This is a genomic window from Bradyrhizobium sp. 172 (assembly GCF_023101065.1).
Classification (GTDB): Bacteria; Pseudomonadota; Alphaproteobacteria; order Rhizobiales; family Xanthobacteraceae; genus Bradyrhizobium; species Bradyrhizobium canariense_D.
In genome coordinates this window covers 1,219,915-1,238,505 of record NZ_CP064701.1, presented here as the reverse complement: position 1 = coordinate 1,238,505, position 18,591 = coordinate 1,219,915, and the positions used below count along the sequence as shown (strand labels likewise).

The 18,591-nt window shown below is 63.7% G+C and carries 16 protein-coding genes, 1 tRNA gene and 1 pseudogene; 7 read left to right on the top strand and 11 right to left on the bottom strand.

Annotation, left to right across the window (positions count from 1 at the left end; all coding sequences use genetic code 11):
• Positions 1–9 precede the first annotated feature (9 nt).
• The 3 genes from IVB07_RS05890 to IVB07_RS05880 form a co-directional block, all read right to left on the bottom strand.
• A complete protein-coding gene (locus IVB07_RS05890; RefSeq protein WP_247767508.1) occupies positions 10–1,635 on the bottom strand; it encodes a hypothetical protein in 1,626 nt (541 codons plus the stop codon).
• Between the two features lie 85 nt (positions 1,636–1,720).
• A tRNA-His gene (locus IVB07_RS05885) sits at positions 1,721–1,797 on the bottom strand.
• Positions 1,798–1,991: 194 nt separating this feature from the next.
• Positions 1,992–2,423 carry a phasin gene (locus IVB07_RS05880; RefSeq protein ID WP_018453573.1) on the bottom strand — a complete coding sequence of 144 codons (432 nt, stop codon included), beginning with the start codon at positions 2,421–2,423 and terminating at the stop codon, positions 1,992–1,994.
• A 526-nt stretch (positions 2,424–2,949) separates the two neighbouring features.
• On the opposite strand from IVB07_RS05880, the gene IVB07_RS05875 reads away from it, so the two are divergent.
• A complete protein-coding gene (locus IVB07_RS05875; RefSeq protein WP_247360985.1) occupies positions 2,950–6,351 on the top strand; it encodes a PAS domain-containing protein in 3,402 nt (1,133 codons plus the stop codon).
• A 316-nt stretch (positions 6,352–6,667) separates the two neighbouring features.
• Positions 6,668–7,711, top strand: a complete 1,044-nt coding sequence (locus IVB07_RS05870; protein ID WP_247767507.1) for an AI-2E family transporter — start codon at positions 6,668–6,670, stop codon at positions 7,709–7,711.
• Between the two features lie 90 nt (positions 7,712–7,801).
• Here the strand turns inward: IVB07_RS05870 and IVB07_RS05865 are convergent.
• Positions 7,802–7,948 (bottom strand): annotated as a pseudogene (locus IVB07_RS05865) (acetyl-CoA C-acyltransferase); the annotation flags it as partial.
• A gap of 117 nt (positions 7,949–8,065) precedes the next feature.
• Between IVB07_RS05865 and IVB07_RS05860 the strand changes: the two are divergent.
• Positions 8,066–8,533: an MAPEG family protein gene (locus IVB07_RS05860; protein ID WP_094183402.1), complete on the top strand. Its 468-nt coding sequence runs from the start codon at positions 8,066–8,068 to the stop codon at positions 8,531–8,533.
• A 3-nt stretch (positions 8,534–8,536) separates the two neighbouring features.
• Here IVB07_RS05860 and IVB07_RS05855 read toward each other — a convergent pair whose 3' ends face one another.
• Positions 8,537–10,540, bottom strand: a complete 2,004-nt coding sequence (locus IVB07_RS05855) for a BTAD domain-containing putative transcriptional regulator (protein WP_247296216.1) — start codon at positions 10,538–10,540, stop codon at positions 8,537–8,539.
• A 151-nt stretch (positions 10,541–10,691) separates the two neighbouring features.
• Between IVB07_RS05855 and IVB07_RS05850 the strand changes: the two genes are divergently transcribed.
• From IVB07_RS05850 to IVB07_RS05835, 4 genes are all read left to right on the top strand, one after another.
• Positions 10,692–10,880: a hypothetical protein gene (locus tag IVB07_RS05850; protein WP_018453567.1), complete on the top strand. Its 189-nt coding sequence runs from the start codon at positions 10,692–10,694 to the stop codon at positions 10,878–10,880.
• Positions 10,881–10,922: 42 nt separating this feature from the next.
• Positions 10,923–11,150 carry a hypothetical protein gene (locus IVB07_RS05845; RefSeq protein WP_085348786.1) on the top strand — a complete coding sequence of 76 codons (228 nt, stop codon included), beginning with the start codon at positions 10,923–10,925 and terminating at the stop codon, positions 11,148–11,150.
• 270 nt (positions 11,151–11,420) lie between these two features.
• Positions 11,421–11,600: a hypothetical protein gene (locus tag IVB07_RS05840; protein ID WP_247371574.1), complete on the top strand. Its 180-nt coding sequence runs from the start codon at positions 11,421–11,423 to the stop codon at positions 11,598–11,600.
• Positions 11,601–11,720: 120 nt separating this feature from the next.
• On the top strand, positions 11,721–12,722 hold the full coding sequence (locus tag IVB07_RS05835; protein ID WP_247360982.1) for a hypothetical protein: 1,002 nt from the start codon (positions 11,721–11,723) through the stop codon (positions 12,720–12,722).
• Here IVB07_RS05835 and IVB07_RS05830 read toward each other — a convergent pair.
• The 6 genes from IVB07_RS05830 to IVB07_RS05805 all read right to left on the bottom strand — a co-directional run bounded on the left by IVB07_RS05830 (position 12,713) and on the right by IVB07_RS05805 (position 18,534).
• Positions 12,713–13,885 carry an acetyl-CoA C-acyltransferase gene (locus tag IVB07_RS05830; protein ID WP_007596708.1) on the bottom strand — a complete coding sequence of 391 codons (1,173 nt, stop codon included), beginning with the start codon at positions 13,883–13,885 and terminating at the stop codon, positions 12,713–12,715. The two genes, IVB07_RS05835 and IVB07_RS05830, sit on opposite strands and share 10 nt — an antisense overlap.
• A 151-nt stretch (positions 13,886–14,036) precedes the next feature.
• Positions 14,037–15,626 carry a phosphoglycerate dehydrogenase gene (gene serA / locus IVB07_RS05825; RefSeq protein ID WP_247337608.1) on the bottom strand — a complete coding sequence of 530 codons (1,590 nt, stop codon included), beginning with the start codon at positions 15,624–15,626 and terminating at the stop codon, positions 14,037–14,039.
• 212 nt (positions 15,627–15,838) lie between these two features.
• The gene (locus IVB07_RS05820) at positions 15,839–17,011 is read right to left on the bottom strand and encodes a phosphoserine transaminase (RefSeq protein ID WP_247296226.1); all 1,173 of its coding nucleotides are present in this window, start codon (positions 17,009–17,011) and stop codon (positions 15,839–15,841) included.
• 79 nt (positions 17,012–17,090) lie between these two features.
• Positions 17,091–17,282 (bottom strand): hypothetical protein, encoded by a 192-nt coding sequence (locus tag IVB07_RS05815; RefSeq protein WP_240543165.1) that lies wholly within the window; start codon positions 17,280–17,282, stop codon positions 17,091–17,093.
• 171 nt (positions 17,283–17,453) lie between these two features.
• The gene (locus IVB07_RS05810) at positions 17,454–17,918 is read right to left on the bottom strand and encodes a GNAT family N-acetyltransferase (protein WP_018453559.1); all 465 of its coding nucleotides are present in this window, start codon (positions 17,916–17,918) and stop codon (positions 17,454–17,456) included.
• A gap of 25 nt (positions 17,919–17,943) precedes the next feature.
• Positions 17,944–18,534 (bottom strand): glutathione S-transferase family protein, encoded by a 591-nt coding sequence (locus tag IVB07_RS05805; RefSeq protein ID WP_018453558.1) that lies wholly within the window; start codon positions 18,532–18,534, stop codon positions 17,944–17,946.
• Positions 18,535–18,591 lie beyond the last annotated feature (57 nt).

Genomic DNA, 18,591 nt, shown 5'->3' with positions numbered 1-18,591 from the left:
TCAGTCAGTTCAATCCAGCTTGTAGCGCGGGAACTTCTTCAAAGCTTCAGCCATCGAAGCAACCTTGGGCGGTCCATACTTCCGACCTTCAGTCGGTGGGGCGTGCCCGGTGATCGCATCGTTGATCCTCTCGGACATCCCAACCTCGTCACCAATCCTTTTGAAGAGGTGACGCCACGAATGATTGGGACTGATGTCGGGATCATCAACGCCGAGTTCACGAACCCAAGTTCCGAGATGGGCGCGCGCGGTGGCTGCACGAGGACGCGATGGCCTCAGCGGATCGCTACTCATCTTTTGTGGTGTCTTGTCATTGTAGAAAAGCGCACCCTTCCCTACCTGCCTGACCGTCTCGATGAAACCTTGAGCCACTAGGTGCTCGTGAAGCGGAACGACACGCACTTGACCGGTCTTCGTAGTGCCAGCCTCCGGCGTAATCTTCATAACGTAGAAGCCATCGCGCTCCTCGATGTCCACGCCTCGTAACTGAGTGATTTCGCCTGACCGAGCACCGGAGTACGCGCACACCCACGGCACCCACCGGCGCGTTCTCTCAGTGGGCGTAGCGGGCTTCCGATAGGTGAGGCTCGCTCGTAGAATTGTGAGAGCCTCTTCGTTCGTGAAGCTTCGGCCATCCTCTCGCTTCTGAACCTTGCGAGGAACATCGACCTTCACCTCCTTGAATGGATTTTGGCGAATGCGCTTATGAACGCGCGCCCAGCCAAATACCGTTCGTGACGCGGACAACCACACCTCGCGAACCGTGCTGGCCTGACGCCCCTCAGAGATTTGGCTGTGTATCCACGCCCTCGCAGCGTCCTCAGTAATTCCATCAGCACCCACCTCGGCGAAATGCTGTTGCATGGCGAGGAAGACAGCCCGCCAGCGCATAACCGTAGTCGGTGCAGGCTTGACCGCAAGAACGTAGGCCTCGAATAGCTCCCAGCAGCCAACGCCCGAGGCGCGCACGGGACCATCTTTGAATTCTGGGAAGGTGCTGGGGTTTTCATCCCGAGAGTAGTCACCGTTGGCGCGCTTCTCTAACACCGAGAAGGCGGGCAAGAGGTTGTCGCTGACAGCGTCCACAAAAAGCGCATACGCTGTAGCGTTCAAAGCGATGCCTTCGCTGGCCAGAAATGTAGCGACCCGCGCCTGCTCGGCGACCCGTGGCCGCACCGCTTCGCGAACTTTAGGCTCCTTGGCCCAATCCCAGTGAGGATCGGACCTTGGGTCCTCCTCGTAACTGTCGGGAGCCTCGGGACTGATCACTTCCCACACGAAGAGGTCGCTCAATTCCCGCCAGACCTTCGCCGGTCCGGGATCACTCTCGTACTGCTTCACGAACCAGTTGTACCAGCGTCCGGCAAGCGCGATTGCATTGAGTTTGGTAAGAGGCTGGCCCGCGCCATTGCGCTGGGCTCGCAGCGTGGCGATGCGCGTCTCCACCTCCGCTTCCCACTCGGCCTTGCGCGTCTTTGCCTCGTGCCAAGGAGTGTCTGCGGGAAGCTTGAGATGAGCCTCACGTTTGACTCCGTAGAGGCGCTGGTATTCGACACGAACATCCTCGGGGATGCCTTTGCGGGCAAACCATCGACCATCCGAAGCACGATTTAACGCAGCCATCCGCAATGCCATTTGTGACGCCTTTTGTATTTTAGGCGGCGCAAATACATCAGGTCTATCAGTAAGATGCCGGGATTGCAGGGCAATTCAACTCTGTTGGTACAGTTGGGTGGGCTCGAACCACCGACCTCCTGTTCCACAGACAGGCGCTCTAACCAACTGAGCTACAACTGCATCCTTGCGAGCCGCCCGAGGGGCGCCCTTGATAGGGCCGGTCACCGAGGGGGGCTGGACGGGGCGGAAACTAGGTGCAACGGGCGTTTTTGGCAAGGCCGCAACACCCTCAAAACGTCCCGCAAACGAGGTTATTTCCAAAGCAAAACCCGGGCTCTAGGCCCGGGTTTCTTAATTCAAACGACCCGGCCAGATCAGGCGGCGGGGTAGAGCTTCGCGGCGGAGGCCTTGATCGGCTCGGCGGCGGCAGTGGCCGCGCGCTGGGTGATCTCGGCGAGCTCCCGGGCCTGGGCCTGGAAGGTTTCGAGCTGCGTCTTGGAATGGTTGGTCCACAGCGCGAACGCATCCTGCGGCGCCTTCACGCTGAACAGCTCCTGGGTGAAGTCGAGATGGGCCTTGGTGTTGGCCTTCGCGAACTCCATCAGCTTGGCGGTGTATTCGCTGACGCCCTTGTGGGCGGACGCGAACACGGCCTCGACGGTGCCGTTGTGGGTTTCGGCGGCGTCCTTGAACTTGGCGTAGTTCTCGCGGGCCTGCGACACGCCCTTTTCGGCGAACGCACGCATCTGCTCCGGAACCTCGAACGGAATGACGGAGGCGGAGAATGGATCAGTCGTACCTGTCATGCTTTGTCCCTCACACTAATGAAAAAACGGAGTGAGCCTTCAGGCGCGCCCGCCGGCCAACCGGGTGACGGGTGCGAAGACTGGAAACACAAAACGAATGATGGCTCGCCCAGCGCGGAGACCATGCCTGCCTAAGATGTCAACATTGTGCAACGCAACGGGTTTTGGGGTGCATTGCGCAAATTTAATCGCGGGGAGGATGAGGTTCCCGGTATGGGGAACCGGTGGTTGAGGTAATCAGGTGGTGCCTGAGCGCGCGCCTCGTCCTTTGAGACGACCGCTGCGCGATCTCCTCAGGATGAGGCTGGGCGGCATGGGTATCTGCGGACGCGGGGATCTCGAAGAATGGGGATGCGAACGGGCTACGGCTTGCGGGGTCAGGGACATTAAGGTTATCGCGGCTTTAGGCCTTGGCGCATAGGCTTCGGCCGTGGACCTGCCCGGCCCTGCGGGCGATACTAACCCTTTCTTAAGGCTGTCATTCCCGGCAGCCTGATGCGCACAAGCGGGACGCGAAGCCGGTCGGATGACGAGTTCGGATTTCCAGTTGCGAGGCGTGGGCGATCCCCGGCTGGCCGTGCACGCGACCTCGCCGCTGCCCGTCTGGCTGTGGTCGATCGACGGCACGCGCGTGCTCTGGGCCAATCCGGTCGGGGCAAGACTGTTCGGCGCGGCCCATGCCACGGCGCTCGCAGACAAGACCTTCGGGCCCGCCGACAGCCACCGCCGCCAGATCATCCGGCTTGCCGGCCGGCTGCCTCCGAACGGCGCGATCCGGCTCGAACGGCTGCGCGGCTTCGGCGCGCGGTTGGGCACTCTGATGACCTGCGCCTGCGCCCGGCTCGACTTCGCCGATGGCGGCCGCGCCGTGCTGGTCACCGCGATGGACCCCGGCTTGCGCACCATGCCGCTGGTCGAGCGGCTGCTTCGTCTGGTCGACGGCGCCAAGACGCCGATGGCGGCGTTCGCACCCGACGGCCTGTTCGTCGGGGCCAGCGAAACGGCCCGCACCCTGCTCGGCTTCCGCGATCTCACCGAGGGCGGCCTCGAACAGGCGCGCAGCGATGCGCTCAGCCTTGGCCGCGCCGAGACGCCGATCGGCATCGGCCAGATGGTGCTGCAGCGGGTCGGCAGCGGGGCCGATGTCGGCCTGGTCGCGCTGATCGAGCCTGCCGTGCAGCAGGCGGCGGCTGCGACTGATGAGGTCGAGTCCGAGGCCGCCGAAGAGGTCGCGCGCGAAGAGATCGCCCGAGAAGACATCGCTCAGCATGAGGCTGCGCCGTCCGCTGCTCCAGCCGCCGTACCGCAGGATGTGCAAGCGGCGCCGTCGCACGAGGCGCCATCAGAGATCGCGCTGTTCGACGCCTTCGCCGAGCCGGTCGACGCGCCGCAAGCAACGATCGCGCACGAACCGCCCGTAAGCGAGCCGGCGACCGAGATCGTCTCGATCCAGCAAGCCGTCGAGCAAGCGGCCGAAGCGCGCGCCGAGGTCGAACCGAAGACTCCGGTTGAAAACTCGGCCGAAGCCATGGTGTCGCCGCAGGCCGCGCCGACCGTAACCGGCATGGTCGAGCCGCCGTCGGGCCACGAAGAGCCGCCCGCACCGCGTCAGCATCCGCTGCGCTTCCTCTGGAAGGCGGATGCAGAGGGCCGCTTTGTGCTTCTGTCCGACGAATTCATCCACCTGATCGGTGCGCGCACCGCCGCCGGCTTCGACCGCCCCTGGCGCGAGATCGCCGACGCCTTCGCGCTCGATCCTGAGAGCCGCGTGGCGCAGGCGCTTGCGAGCAAGGACACCTGGGCCGGGATCACCGTGAACTGGCCGGCCGATGGCGGCGAGCATCTGCCGGTCGAGCTTGCCGGACTTCCGGTTTATGACGGCGAGCGCAATTTCGCGGGCTTCAGGGGATTTGGCGTCTGCCGCGATCTCGACGGCCTCAACCGGCTCGATGCGCTCAGGCGTTTTGAGCTTTTGGCCGAACCGGCGGCGCCGCAAAGCCTGTCCGCCAATGTGGTCGAGCCGGAGCCCGAGCCAGAGCCGCCGCCTCCGCCGATCGAGCCGCCCGCACCTGAGCCTGAAGCTGAACTGCCCGAACCCACACCCGACGCGAATTCACATCCAACCGATCCGGAACCGCCAGTGGAAACGCCTCCCAATGTCCTGCCGTTCCGAGCGCCCGGCGACACGCGATCGCCGACGCTGACGCCGGTCGAGAACAGCGCGTTCAACGAGCTCGCCCGCCAATTGTCCGAGCGCCTCGAACGCGACAAGGAAACCATCGCGGCATCGTCCGAGCCGCCGGATGCCGAGATCACGCCTGAGGCGGCGACGCCGGAGCCCGAGCCTGAGACGCCGCACGCGCCGGCCGAATGGCTGACCGCGCCCGCGCCGCCCGCGCACGGCCACAGCCCGCGCGACCGCGCGCTGCTCGACCTGCTGCCGACCGGCATCCTGATCTACCGGCTCGACCGCCTGCTCTACGCCAACCCCGCGTTTCTCGCGCGCATGGGCTATGCCAGCCTGAGCGCACTGGAGAATGCCGGCGGGCTGGATGCGCTCTATGTCGAGCCGGGCGTGTCCGCGGCCAGCAGCACGTCGCAAGCCGGCACGCCTGTCACGATCAGCGCGACGCTCGCCAATGGCGAAGCGCCGCTGCCGACCACCGAGGCGCATCTGCACGCGATCGACTGGGACGGCGAGAGCGCGCATGCGCTGATCTGCGCGCTGCCGCAGGCTGCGCCCGTCATCGCCGAGACCGTCACCGCCGAGACCATTGTCCCCGAGACCTTCCCCACCGCGCCGGAGCCCGACGCCGGCGAGGCGGCCGCGGAAGATCTCGCCGCGATCCTCGACACCACGGCCGAGGGCATCGTGATGTTCGATGCCGAAGGCAACATCCACGCCTGCAACCGCAGCGCCGAGGCGCTGTTCGGCTATGACGGCGAGACGCTGATGCAGCAGAATCTGGTGACGCTGTTCGCGCCGGAGAGCCAGCATGTCGTGATCGACTATCTGGAAAACCTCAAGAGCCAGGACATCGCGAGCCTGCTCGACCACGGCCGCGAGGTGCTGGGGCGCGAGAAGAAGGGCGGCGTCATTCCGCTCGCGATGATCATGGGCCGCACCCGGCCCGACGGCCCGAACTTCTTCGCCGTGTTCCGCGATCTCTCGCACAGCAAGCAGGGCGAGAGCGAGCTGACGCAGGCGCGACGTCTGGTCGACGGCGCGGCCAATGCCAAGGCCGACATGCTGGCGCGGATCAGCCACGAGATCCGCACGCCGCTGAACGCCATCATCGGCTTCTCGGAGGTGATGATCTCGGAACGCTTCGGCACGCTCGGCAACGAGCGCTACGGCGAGTACATGAAGGACATCCGCGCCTCCGGCGAGCGCGTCATCGCCATCATCGACGACCTGCTCGAGCTGTCGCGGATCGAGACCGGCAAGCTCGACCTCAACTTCGCCAACCTCAACCTCAACGATCTCGTCGAGGCCTGCGTGGTGGTGATGCAGCCGCAGGCCAATCGCGAGCGCATCATCATCCGCACCTCGCTCGGCCATGCCCTGCCGCAGGTGAGCGCGGATGCGCGCGCGATGCGGCAGATCACCATGAACCTGATCTCGAACTCGATCCGGCTCGCCAGCGCCGGCGGCCAGGTCATCGTCTCGACCGCGCTCACCGACCGCGGCGAGGTCGCACTTCGCATCCGCGACACCGGTCACGGCCTCAGCGAGCGCGAAGTCGCCGCCGCGATGGAGCCGTTCCGCACGCCGCCGCCCGGCGACGCCGAAGACAGTTCGGCGCTGAGCTTGTCGCTGACCAAGGCCCTGGTCGAAGCCAACCGCGCCCGCTTCAACATCAAGAGCGCGGCGAACTCCGGCTCGCTGATCGAGGTGGTGTTCGCACCGGCACTGGCGCAGGCGTAAGCGGCGAACGCGATTTCCTGCCCGCGGTGCACGGGCGGCTTCGGCCGAGCCGCGCCCCGCGAAGGGCGCCAGCTCATTGCGACTTCTTCCCGAGCGGAACCGAAGCCCCTCGTTGCGGCTTGAAGCCTGGACCCAGCGTTTCTCCTGCTGATCAGTTCGACACTGCAGCTCCGCACTCCAGCGACTTCAAATGACCGAACGAGCGAAATCCGTGGCATCGAAGCAGCGTCCGCCCAAGCGGAGCGAGGCGGTGCGGAGCGACAGAGGCCCGACCACGACTGAGCGAAAGCCGCTGCCTACCGGCGCAGGCGCGCGCATGAACGCCCGAGTCGTGCTTGCCCTTGCGCTGGTCGCACTCGCGTTGTGGACGGCGGCGGGCTTTCTGCCCGCGGTGATCTGGGCCGCGATACTCGCAACCAGCCTGTGGCCGCTCTACACCAAGTTTGCGGCACGCGTGACCTCCGGCCGCTCCAGCCTGGCCCCGCTGGTCTTCACGCTCGTCGTCGCCCTCATCCTGTTTACGCCGATGTCGCTTGCCGTCTATCAGATCGCGCAGCAAGGCGATCTGCTCGTGGGCTGGATGAAACAGGCCGGAGAGAGCGGGATCGAAGTGCCTGATTGGCTCGCCCGCCTTCCGATCGCCGCAGAGAGCATCGAGCAGTGGTGGCGCAGCAATCTTTCCGATCCCAAAGCCGCGACCGCATGGCTGAAAAGCGTCAACGCAGACAACGCATCGGAACTGTTTCGAACGTTCGGCGGACAGCTGCTTCATCGCCTGTTTCTTCTGTTCTTTTCGCTGATCGCCTTGTTCGTCTTGCTGCGCAACGGCCGGTCGATCTCGGACCGCGTGCTGGAAACCTGCGATCGGCTTTTCGGTGAGGCGGGAGAGGGTCTCGCCGAGCAAATGGTCGATGCGATCCGCGGCACCGTGAACGGTACGGTGCTGGTCGCCGCAGGCGAGGGATTATTGATCGGCGTGGCCTATTTCGTCGCGCGCGTGCCGCATGCCATCGTATTCACAATATTGACCACGGCCTTCGCCATGCTTCCGTTCGGCGCCTGGCTCGCTTTCACCGCTGCGGCGGTGGTGCTGGTCTCTGGCGGAGGCAGCGGCTTCGCAGCCGCGGGCGTCTTCTTCTGGGGCGCGATCGTCATGTTGGCCGGCGATCATTTCGTCTGGCCGACCCTGGTCGGCGACTCGGCGCGGCTGCCGTTTCTGTTCGCGTTTGTCGGGATCTTCGGAGGCTTGGCTGCCTTCGGCCTTCTGGGCTTGTTTCTCGGCCCGGTGATCATGTCGGCGTTGCTGGTGGTCTGGCGCGAGTGGGTGTTCCGACCTGTCGCGCCCGAGAAGAACGGTTGAGTTGCCGCGGGCGTATCCCCAAGCACACGCCAGAAAGCAAAAGGCACGGCGCTTGCGACGCCGTGCCTTCCGCATTCATGAGGCTCGATCTCAGCTGTAGATTTCGAACAGTCCCGCGCCGCCCTGGCCGCCGCCGATGCACATCGTCACGACGCCCCACTTCGCCTTGCGGCGCTTGCCTTCCTGGAGGATGTGGCCGGTGAGCCGCGCGCCGGTCATGCCGAACGGATGGCCGATCGGCGCTGGCGAAGGCATAAGGCGAGATCAGGCTGGGACTGGACTGGCGGCTGCCTTTACGTAGTGGCGCAACCCGCTCGGACATGTAGTATGGCCCTGCCGGAGCGGGGTACCAAATTGGACGGAATCAATCTTCACGATCCCCTCTTCGCCACCTATGTCGTTGCCGCCAGCTTGATCATCCTCAAGGCCGTGGCGATGTCGTGGCTCACCGTGGTCCGGATGGTGAGGGCCCAGGGCGGCTACCGTTCGCCGGAGGACATCAAGAAGACACCACTGAATCCCGCACCCGATCCGGCGCAGCTTCTTCCCAACGAAGATGTGGAGCGGATCCGCCGGATCCAGATGAACGATCTCGAGAGCCTGCCGTATTTCCTGGCCGCGGGCTTTCTTTATGTTCTCACAAAGCCGTCGCTGCTTCTCGCGCAATGCCTGCTCTACGGCTACGTTGCCTCACGCCTGCTGCATTTTCTCGCCTATCTCACCGGGCAAATTCACGACATTCGCGCAATGCTGTGGACCGTCGGCTCGGTCATCCTGGTCTTCATGACCGTGCGCACGCTGCTCGTTGCACTCGGCGCTTGAGGCTCAGTCGGCCACGCCGGCGATCTGCTGGGCCGAAAGGTAGCGTTCAAGCGCCTCGTGCTGCTTGAAAAAGCGCATGGCGCGCAGATCGCGGATCGTCGTTTTTTGTGCCGCATCGCGAACCCGGGTGACCTCGCGGGCTTCCTCCAGCCGGCCGACCCCGACCAGGTTGGCCGCGAGCATGCGATGTCCGGTGCCGTTGCTCGGATTGTGCCGAACCGACTTGCGCGCCCAGGCAACGCCCTCCTCGTACTGCCCGAGGGCAAAGTAGGACGCGGTCAGTCCCGTCATCCACATATGGAGCATGCTGTCCTCGGGGCTGAGGACGAGAGACCGATGCAGGCATGCGAGTGCGTTGGCATAATCGCCTCCCATGCTGTCGATCATTCCGAGTACACCCCATGCGAAAGCCGAACTCGGATTGAGCCTTGCGGCTTCGCTGGCGTGAATGCGCCCCTGATCGTTGTCGCCGGCGGGCCCAAACAGCGTGAAGCCATAGACAGCGTGGGCGAAAGCGTCCCCACTATCCTGCTCGACGGCGCGGCGCGCCAGACCGACCGCCTCGGACGCGGCATCCGCAGACATGTTGGCGCCGAGCGGCGGAGCCATCACGAGTCCCCAAGCCAGCGCCGCCAGCGTCGCCGTTCGCTCCTGATCGAGGCTCAGAGACCGCCGAAGCAGATCGATGGCCTTGACGATACCTTCGCGGGTGCCGCCCCATAAATGATGAAGGCCGCGCAAATACAGATCATAGGCCGAAAGATCAGTTGGCGGCTTGCGGCGTGCGCGTTCGATCTCGGCGCTACGAACGGCGGGATCGACGACTGCGGCAACACTGCTGCTGACGTCGTCCTGCAGGTCGAAGATGTCGACCAGGGGGCGATCGTAGCGATTGGACCAGACCTGGGCCTCGCTTCCGGTATGAGTGAGCTCGGCCGAGACGCGAATGCGGTTGCCCGCCTTGCGAATATGACCGCTCAGGACGTATTGCGCACCGAGTTGCTGCGCAATCTGCCGGCTGGTCATTCCCTTGTCCCGAAGGGCAAAGCTCGATCCGGCCGCGATCACCACCAGCTCGCGAAAGCGCGATAGAGCGGTGATGATGTCTGCAGTGACGCCATCGGCGAAGTAGTCCTGTTCGGTTTCATCACCCATGTTGCGGAACGGAAGCACCGCCACGGAGGGCCTGTCGTTGCCGAACACGTGCTCCGCCTGGTGCGAAAGGTCTGCCGTCGGCTCCGCTGCCGGCAGAACGATCTTCTGCTCCTGGACCTTGCGCAATTCCGCAGCCAGCGCGCTGGTTGTGGCATCGGGCGCGGTGCCGAGCTCTTGCTTCAGAAAGGCAACGACGGCCTGATAATATTTGAGCGCCTCGGCGTTGCGGCCGGCCGCGGACAACGCGCGCATGATCAGGCGGTGCGCATCCTCGCGCATGCTGTTGAGTGCATTGGCGCGCTGGCCGGCGAGCAGGGCATCGCCGGCACGTCCGTCGGACAGTTCCTGGTCGCCGAGCGCTACCATCGCGCCGACAGCCAGCTCCGATAACCGCTCGCGTTCGCCGGCCACCCACTCGCTCCAGCCCTCAGCGTTGACCGCGATGTCATCGACGAGGCGCCCGCGATAGAGATCTGCCGCCGCGGTCAGCGCGTCACGGCTGCCCTTTCTGACAAGCCGCTCGAATTGCGGCACATCGCAGGTGATCACAACGGCATTCAACGAAATGAATTCGCCGTCACTCCTGAGAGCACTCTGACCAAGAACTTGACGCAGCTTGAACAGGGCCTGTCGCAGGTTTTGCTTCGCCTGCGCTTCGAAGTGCGATCCCCACAGCAAGGTCGAGAGTTTTTCGCGGTGCTGAGGCTGAGGTGCCGTGTAGGCCAGATAGGCCAGCAATCCCGCGAGCTTCTTGTTCGGTAAGCTGACGGCACCGTCCGGCCCGATCAGTTCAAAACGTCCAAGAAGTGCGAGAGTAAAACTTGGGCTGGGCGCGGGTGCAGTTTCGGTCATTCCGCCTCAAAAATAAGCAGATGCGCTCACGGATATACATCCTACACGAATTGCCGCCTTAGCGAACAATATTAACGCTGCAGTGACGGCCGAGTGACGCCGGCGACGACGACAGTGGGTTCAGATCGCATCGCGACGAGATGCCGGTTGGTTGATCGACGCGGAGCAATTTCATCCGGAAGTCAGCGTGCGCGCGCATCACCTCATCATGATCGTCGTTGGCTTGTTCGTGGTTCTCGCCGGATTCGACGCAGCGTTGACGACCTTTGCACACCCGACACTCAGGGCCGCTTCGCAGTCGGCGCCGCCCGTCGCACCGCTCCTTTTCGGAGGCGACTGATCGCACGCCGGCATCACAACAGCCATCAAACAGGAGGTCGCATTGACCGACATCGCACAGCAGGGAAGACAATCGCAGAGGTTTCTCGCGTCCGACCAAGAACAGCGATTGGTTGCGATGTGGAGACTTGGAGTGGTCGCCTTCTATGGCTCGCTCCTGGCGCTGGTGATTGCCTTCGCGGCAATGAGCAAGGCGCCCCGAGAGCGCCAAGCCAACCTCGCCTCCGACGATTTCGTTACCCACTACATTTCGAACCCGCCGGCGCCGTAGGCGATCGGGACGAGCGACAGCAAAGCATATGAGGACAATCGTGAACAATCACAACCGTGCTGCGTCTCCAATTCGGGCCAGATCTCCGGCATCGCACGACAGAAAGCGAACAGGCGGCGAGACGCGCCTGATGATCCTCGTTCTGCTGGGATTCGGCCTCGTTCACGTGATCGGCGCGATCCTGATTCAGCGCGCGTCGACCGAGCCAGGTGATCCGCCCCTGATCCTCGCTTCGCACACCGACTGACGGCCGCCACATGCAGCCGGTTCATGGGATTTGAAAAACCAGGAGGCAACATGCCAGCAATCATACGCACGATTTCCCGCACGGTCCTCTCGGTCATCGGTGCCGAATTGGCGAAGCACGCCCTCCTGTTGTGCGCAGCGTGCGCCTTTGTGTTCGTGCTCTCACGAACCTACGGCCTGGATTTGAGCGCCGGATTCTTCTGACGTTCGCAATGGCGGCCGACATGACTGAAATCTGAAGACGCATCGTCGTTGATGCGTAAGTCCAGAGGAGCTGATATGTACGTTGGCCGGATATTGTCCACGCTTGGCGGACAAGGACCCATGCTCCTGGTGATCTCGCTTTGCGCAGGGCTGGTGATCACTCCCTTCGCTCATCTCGGCTACGATCTTTTGCCTTTTTCGGCATTTCTTCTGACGCTGGGCTCGTTTCTTACGGCGGGTCTTGCCCCCTCTGAAGCCAGCATTCGTCCGCTCCTGATGGGCGTGGTGCTTGCCTGGGTTGGCCTGGTGCTGCCATTCGCTGCTGCGATTCTGCTGTCCTTTGCTCCGCTTGATCCTGCGCTGCGGGCCGGCGTTCTGCTTTCATTGCTGGCGCCGCCGGTCGGAAGCGCCGCTGCGATCGCCGGAATGCTCGGTTTGCGACCACGTCTCGCACTGCTCGTTTCCATCGCACTGACCTTGCTCACGCCGATCTCGATTCCGAGTTTTGCCACGGTGCTCGGACTTGGAATTGCATTCGACATGGGCAGGCTGGCGATCCGGCTCTTCAGCATTATCGGCGCTGCAGGCCTGGTGGCCTTCTTAGCCATGAGGTTTCGTCGTCATGTGATTCCTGTTCTGCCCGATCAAAGCGCCGCCACCGGGATCGCCGTTGTCGGGCTCATGATCGTGGGGCTTGCCACCTCGCAAGGCATACGGGCGCAATGGACCAGCAACGCCCTGCGTTTCGACGTGATGCTCGCCGCGGCGATCGTGTTCAATTTCGGTCTGTGCGTCCTCGCTGCCATGACGTTCGCGAGACTGGGGTGGCAAACCGCCGGTACCATCGGTCTCGTGAGCGGAAACCGCAACGTCACGCTCGTGTGGGCAGCGGCGAGCTTCGGTCTGCCGTCGCTGGCGGAAGGTTATGTCGCTGCGTGCGTCATCCCGGTCCTCGCGCTTCCCCTCTCATCAAGCTTTGTCTTAGACTACCATCCTTCAGCCGCTTCATCCCACAAAACCGATGACCCAAAGAGTACACGCCTGACCTGGTGCTCAAACAACAAGGCACGGCGCTTGCGACGCCGTGCCTTCCGCATTCATGAGGCTCGATCTCAGCTGTAGATTTCGAACAGTCCCGCGCCGCCCTGGCCGCCGCCGATGCACATCGTCACGACGCCCCACTTCGCCTTGCGGCGCTTGCCCTCCTGGAGGATGTGGCCGGTGAGCCGCGCGCCGGTCATGCCGAACGGATGGCCGATCGCGATCGATCCGCCGTTGACATTGTACTTGGCGGGATCGATGCCGAGCTTGTCGCGCGAATAGAGACACTGGCTGGCGAAGGCTTCATTGAGCTCCCAGAGATCGATGTCGTCGATCTTCAGGCCATGACGCTTCAACAGCTTCGGCACGGCAAAGATCGGGCCGATGCCCATCTCGTCCGGCTCGCAACCCGCGGCCGCCCAGGCGACGAAGCGGCCCATGGGATTGAGGCCGCGCTTCTCCGCGTCCTTGGCTTCCATCAGCACCACGGCCGCGGCGCCGTCCGACAGCTGGCTGGCGTTGCCGGCCGTGACGAACTTGCCGGGGCCCCTGACGGGCTCGAGCTTGGCGAGACCTTCCAGCGTGGTCTCGGGCCGGTTGCACTCGTCGCGGTCGACGACGTAATCGACGATCGACTCGGCCTTGGTCGCCTTGTCGACCACCTTCATCTTAGTCTTCATCGGGACGATCTCGTCCTTGAACTTGCCGGCCTGCTGCGCGGCGGCCATGCGGCGCTGCGACTCCAGCGAATACTCGTCCTGATATTCACGGCTGAGATTGTAGCGCTCGGCGACGATATCGGCGGTGTCAATCATCGCCATGAAGATCGCCGGTGCCGTCTTGAGCAGTTCGGGATCGATCGATTCCTTCGGCGTGCCGCCGCCCGGCATCGAGATGCTCTCGACGCCGCCTGCGACGATGCAGTCGGAACCGTCCGAGCGGATCGAGTTGGCGGCCATCGCGATGGTCTGGAGACCGGACGAGCAGAACCGGTTCACCGAGACGCCCCCGGTCGATTTCGGCATTCCCGCCAGCAGCGCGGCCTGGCGGCCGATGTTCGGCGCGCCATGAGCGCAATTGCCGAGATAGCAATCCTCGACATAGTCCTTCTCGACGCCGGCGCGGTCGACTGCGTGGTGAATGGCGTGGGCCGCGAGCGACATCGGCGGGGTGATGTTGAACCCGCCGCGGCCGGATTTCGCGAGGCCCGTGCGTGCATAGGAAACGATGACGGCTTCACGCATTGTTTTCTCCCTTTCGAACGATTTTGACCGGAGCATCGGTCGAGGTTTCTCGGCGCCATTGGTACACAATGTCCGGCGGTCGCGGGAGAAATAAAAACGCCGCCCTCGCGAGAGGGCGGCGTTGTTCCGCGGGTCGGAATATGTCGGCGGATCAGAACGTCAGCGCCTTGACCTGCTTGACCTGCGGCAGAGCCTGCACCTTGGCAAGCAGATCGGCCGGCACCGCGCCGTCGACCTCGATCAGCGCGATGGCATCGGAGCCCGGCGCAACGCGGCCAAGATGGAAGGTCGCGATGTTGATCTTGGCATCGCCGAGCAGGCTCGCGAACTTGCCTATGAAACCCGGCTTGTCCTCGTTGGTCACGTAGATCATCGACTTGCCAAATTCAGCGTCGACGCGGATGCCCTTGATGTCGACCAGGCGCGGCTTGCCGTCGGCATAGACCGTGCCCGAGACCGACCGCTCCTGCCGCTCGGTGGTGACGGTGACGGTGATCAGGCTTTCATAGTCACTCTGGGCGGCGCGGACGATCTCGTCCACCACCATGCCGCGCTCCTTGGCGACGACGGGCGCGGAGACGACGTTGACCTCACCCAGCATCGGCCGCAGCAGGCCCGACAGCACGGCGGAGGTGATCGCCTTGATCTTCATCTCGGCCACGTGGCCCTCATAGGTGATCTCGACCTTGAGGATGCCGCTCTCGGTGAGCTGTCCCGCGAACGAACCGAGCTTTTCAGCGAGCGCGATGAACGGCTTCAGCTTCGGCGCCTCTTCCGCCGTGATCGAGGGGAAGTTGACGGCATTCGAGATCGCGCCGGTGAGCAGGTAATCCGACATCTGCTCGGCAACCTGGAGCGCGACGTTCTCCTGCGCCTCGGTGGTGGACGCGCCGAGATGCGGCGTGCAGATCACGTTGGGATGACCGAACAGCACATTCGCGGTGGCGGGCTCCTCGACAAAGACGTCGAAAGCGGCGCCGGCGATGTGCTTGGAATTCAAAGCGTTGACCACGGCCTGCTCGTCGACGAGACCGCCGCGGGCGCAGTTGATCAGGCGCACGCCCTTCTTCATCTTGGCGATCGCGGCTGCGTCGATGATGTTCCTGGTCTTCTCGGTGAGCGGGGTGTGCAGGGTGATGAAGTCGGCGCGCTTGAAGAGGTCGTCGAGCTCGACCTTCTCGACGCCGATGTCCCTGGCGCGCTCCGGCGACAGGAACGGATCGAACGCGATCACCTTCATGCGCAGGCCGAGCGCGCGGTCGGCGACGATCGAGCCGATGTTGCCGCAGCCGACGACTCCGAGCACCTTGCCGGTGATCTCGACGCCCATGAAGCGGTTCTTCTCCCACTTGCCGGCCTGGGTCGAAGCGTCCGCCTGCGGAATCTCGCGCGCCAGCGCCAGCATCAGGGTGATGGCGTGCTCGGCGGTCGTGATCGAATTGCCGAACGGCGTGTTCATCACGATGATACCCTTGGCCGTGGCGGCAGGAATCTCGACGTTGTCGACGCCGATGCCGGCGCGGCCGATCACCTTGAGGTTGGTCGCCTTCTCGAGGATCTTCGCGGTCGCCTTGGTCGCGGAGCGGATCGCGAGGCCGTCGTAATTGCCGATGATCTCGGCGAGCTTGTCCTTGTCCTTGCCGAGATTGGGCTGGAAGTCGACCTCGACGCCGCGGTCTTTGAAGATCTGCACGGCAGCGGGAGAGAGCGCGTCGGAAATGAGAACTTTGGGTTTGGTCATGGAGATGTGTCCTTCGCCGTCCCTAGAGGGAGATCGGCCTGAGGGCCGGAATGGGGAATTGCTCGGAAGCTCTTTGCTCTCCCTCTCCCCGTTCTTACGGGGAGAGGGTCGGGGTGAGGGGCAGCCACAGGCGAGGTGCTCGCGGAGAGAGCCCCTCACCCGGATCGCTGCGCGACCCGACCTCTCCCCGTAAGAACGGGGAGAGGTAAAAACTACGCCGCCTTGGCGAGCGCGGCCTTGGTCTCGGCGAAGGCCCAGTCGATCCACTGGGTCAGCAGCGCGACATCACTGGCCTCGACGGTGGCGCCGCACCAGATACGCAGGCCGGCGGGCGCATCGCGATAGTAGGCGAAGTCGTAGCCCGCGCCCTCTTTCTCGACCAGCGCCACCAGCTTCTTGCTGAACTCGGCCTGCGCGTCCTCGGAGAGTGAGGTGATCGCGGGATCGGTGAACTTCAGGCACACCGAAGTGTTGGAGCGGATTGCGGCGTCCTTGGCGAGGAAGTCGATCCAGGGCGTCTTAGCCTTCCAGTCGGCGAGCACCTTGGTGTTGGCGTCGGCGCGCGCGATCAACGCCTTCAGGCCGCCGATCGACTTGGCCCAGTTCAGTGCGTCGAGATAATCCTCGACGCAGAGCATCGACGGCGTGTTGATGGTCTCGCCGACGAAAATGCCTTCGTTGATCTTGCCGCCCTTGGTCATGCGGAAAATCTTCGGCAGCGGCCAGGCCGGCTTGTAGGTTTCGAGCCGCTCCACCGCGCGGGGCGACAGGATCAGCATGCCATGCGCGGCTTCGCCGCCGAGCGCCTTCTGCCAGGAGAAGGTGACGACGTCGAGCTTGGCCCAGTCGAGGGGTTGCGCGAACGCGGCCGAGGTGGCGTCGCAGATGGTCAGGCCTTCGCGGGTCGCGCTGATCCAGTCGGCGTTCGGCACGCGCACGCCCGAGGTGGTGCCGTTCCAGGTGAAGACGACGTCGGACTTCGGATCGACCTTGGAGAGGTCGGGGATCTCACCGTAAGCCGCGTTGAGCTTGGTGACGTCCTTGAGCTTCAATTCCTTGACGATGTCGCTGACCCAGCCCTCGCCAAAGGATTCCCAGGCGAGCGTGGTGACGGGCCGCGCACCCAGCATCGACCACAGCGCCATCTCGACCGCGCCGGTATCGGAGGCCGGCACGATGCCGATGCGATAATCAGCGGGCACTTCGAGCACTTCGCGCGTCAAATCGATCGCTAGCTTGAGCTTGGTCTTGCCGACCTTCGCGCGATGCGAACGGCCGAGCGCTGCGTCCTTGAGATTTTGGGCATTCCATCCGGGGCGCTTGGCGCAGGGGCCGGAGGAAAAATGCGGCATGTTCGGCCGCGAAGCGGGCTTCGCTACAGTCATCGTCTACCCTTCCAGATAGTAAGCCTCCCGTTGGGGGGAGGTGTCCCGCCGCGGCTGATACGGGAATCGGGAAGACCAGTCAAGGAAGTTCCGGCGCCTCACGCGCGGGTGATGGCGCCTCCGGTGCGATCTTGGGGGAATCGACCACCGCCAGCGCGTTCAGCAAGCCCGTGGCATCGCTGATCAATTGCGCGGCGCGGCGGCGGCTGCCGACTTTCAAAATGCATTTGTCATTGGCCTGCACGACGTAGTCGTTGCCGACCTTGATCATCGAATAGCTTGTCATCGAAATCCCCGAACCGATCGAGCCCGGTTTCGACGTCCCGTAGCACCGTTCGTTCCTTCACCAACGTGAACGCCGTGACGGTGGTTTATCAGCTCTTAATATGAACGTACGCGCGATCCGATTTCGCTGATCGCGCAAGGCTCATAGCGTGCTGCGTCAAAAGCGGACAGTCATGCCGACGTGACTCGCCGTGAACCCAAGCCGCTTGTAGAAGCGCTGCGCATCTGTTCGCGTCTGATGCGTCAGCAGTTCGACGAGATTGCAACCGCGCGCTTTCGCTTCCGTCACCGCCCATTGCACCAATTGCTCGCCGATGCCGCGGCTGCGGCAATCGGAAGCGACGCGGACGTCTTCGAGCAGACCGCGCAAGCCGCCTTGCGAGCTGAGACCCGGCAGGATCGCGAGCTGCAGGCAGCCGACCACCCTGCCCTCACTCTCGACAACCACAAGCTGGATATTTTGATCGCGCTCGACCCGCGCGAATGCCTCGTAATAGGACGCATGCAACGGGTCTTCCACGCGCTCGCGTGCGCTCCCGAGATGATCGTCGGCGAGCATCGTCACGATCGCAGCAACATCTTCGCGGCGCGCGGGACGAATGGAGACAGATTCGGCGTTCATAAAGTTACTCCTGCCTCAAGCGCGCCTAACGCACCTTGGGTAGCCCGAGAAAGGTCTCGGCTTCGCCGATCCAGCGGCGGATGGCGGCATAGCGACCGAGATCGAAGCCGCCTTCATGCGCGACGCGCGTATAGGCAAGCAGCGAGACGTCGGCAAGCGAAACGTCATCACCGGCGAAGAAGCGGTTTGCCGCCAGATGCTGCTCCATGCGATCGAGCGCCGCGTAGCCGCGCTTGACCTTTTCAGGATCGAGCTCGGAGGCGTCCTTGCCGAGATAGACGAGCTGGAAGCGGCACACCGCGATATAGGGCTCGTGGCTGTATTGTTCCCAGAACAGCCATTCGTCCATCTTGGCGGCAGTGAAGGCGTCGCCCGGAATGAGCGCACTGTCGCGCGCGAGATAGCGGATGATGGCATTGGACTGCGCCAGCGTGCGACCGTCGTCGAAAGCGACGGTGGGCACCTGGCCGGCACCGTTCATCTGGAGGAATTGCGGCGTACGGGTCTCGCCCTTGCGGGTGTCGATCTCGATCCACTCGTAGAGCACCGCGAGCTTGTCGCAGACCCACTTCACCTTCAGACAATTGCCGGAATTGCTATCGCCGTAGATCCGCATCGGTGCCCCCGCGCATTCGGCGACAGAGCATCAGGACGGAAGGAATCTGTCAACAGG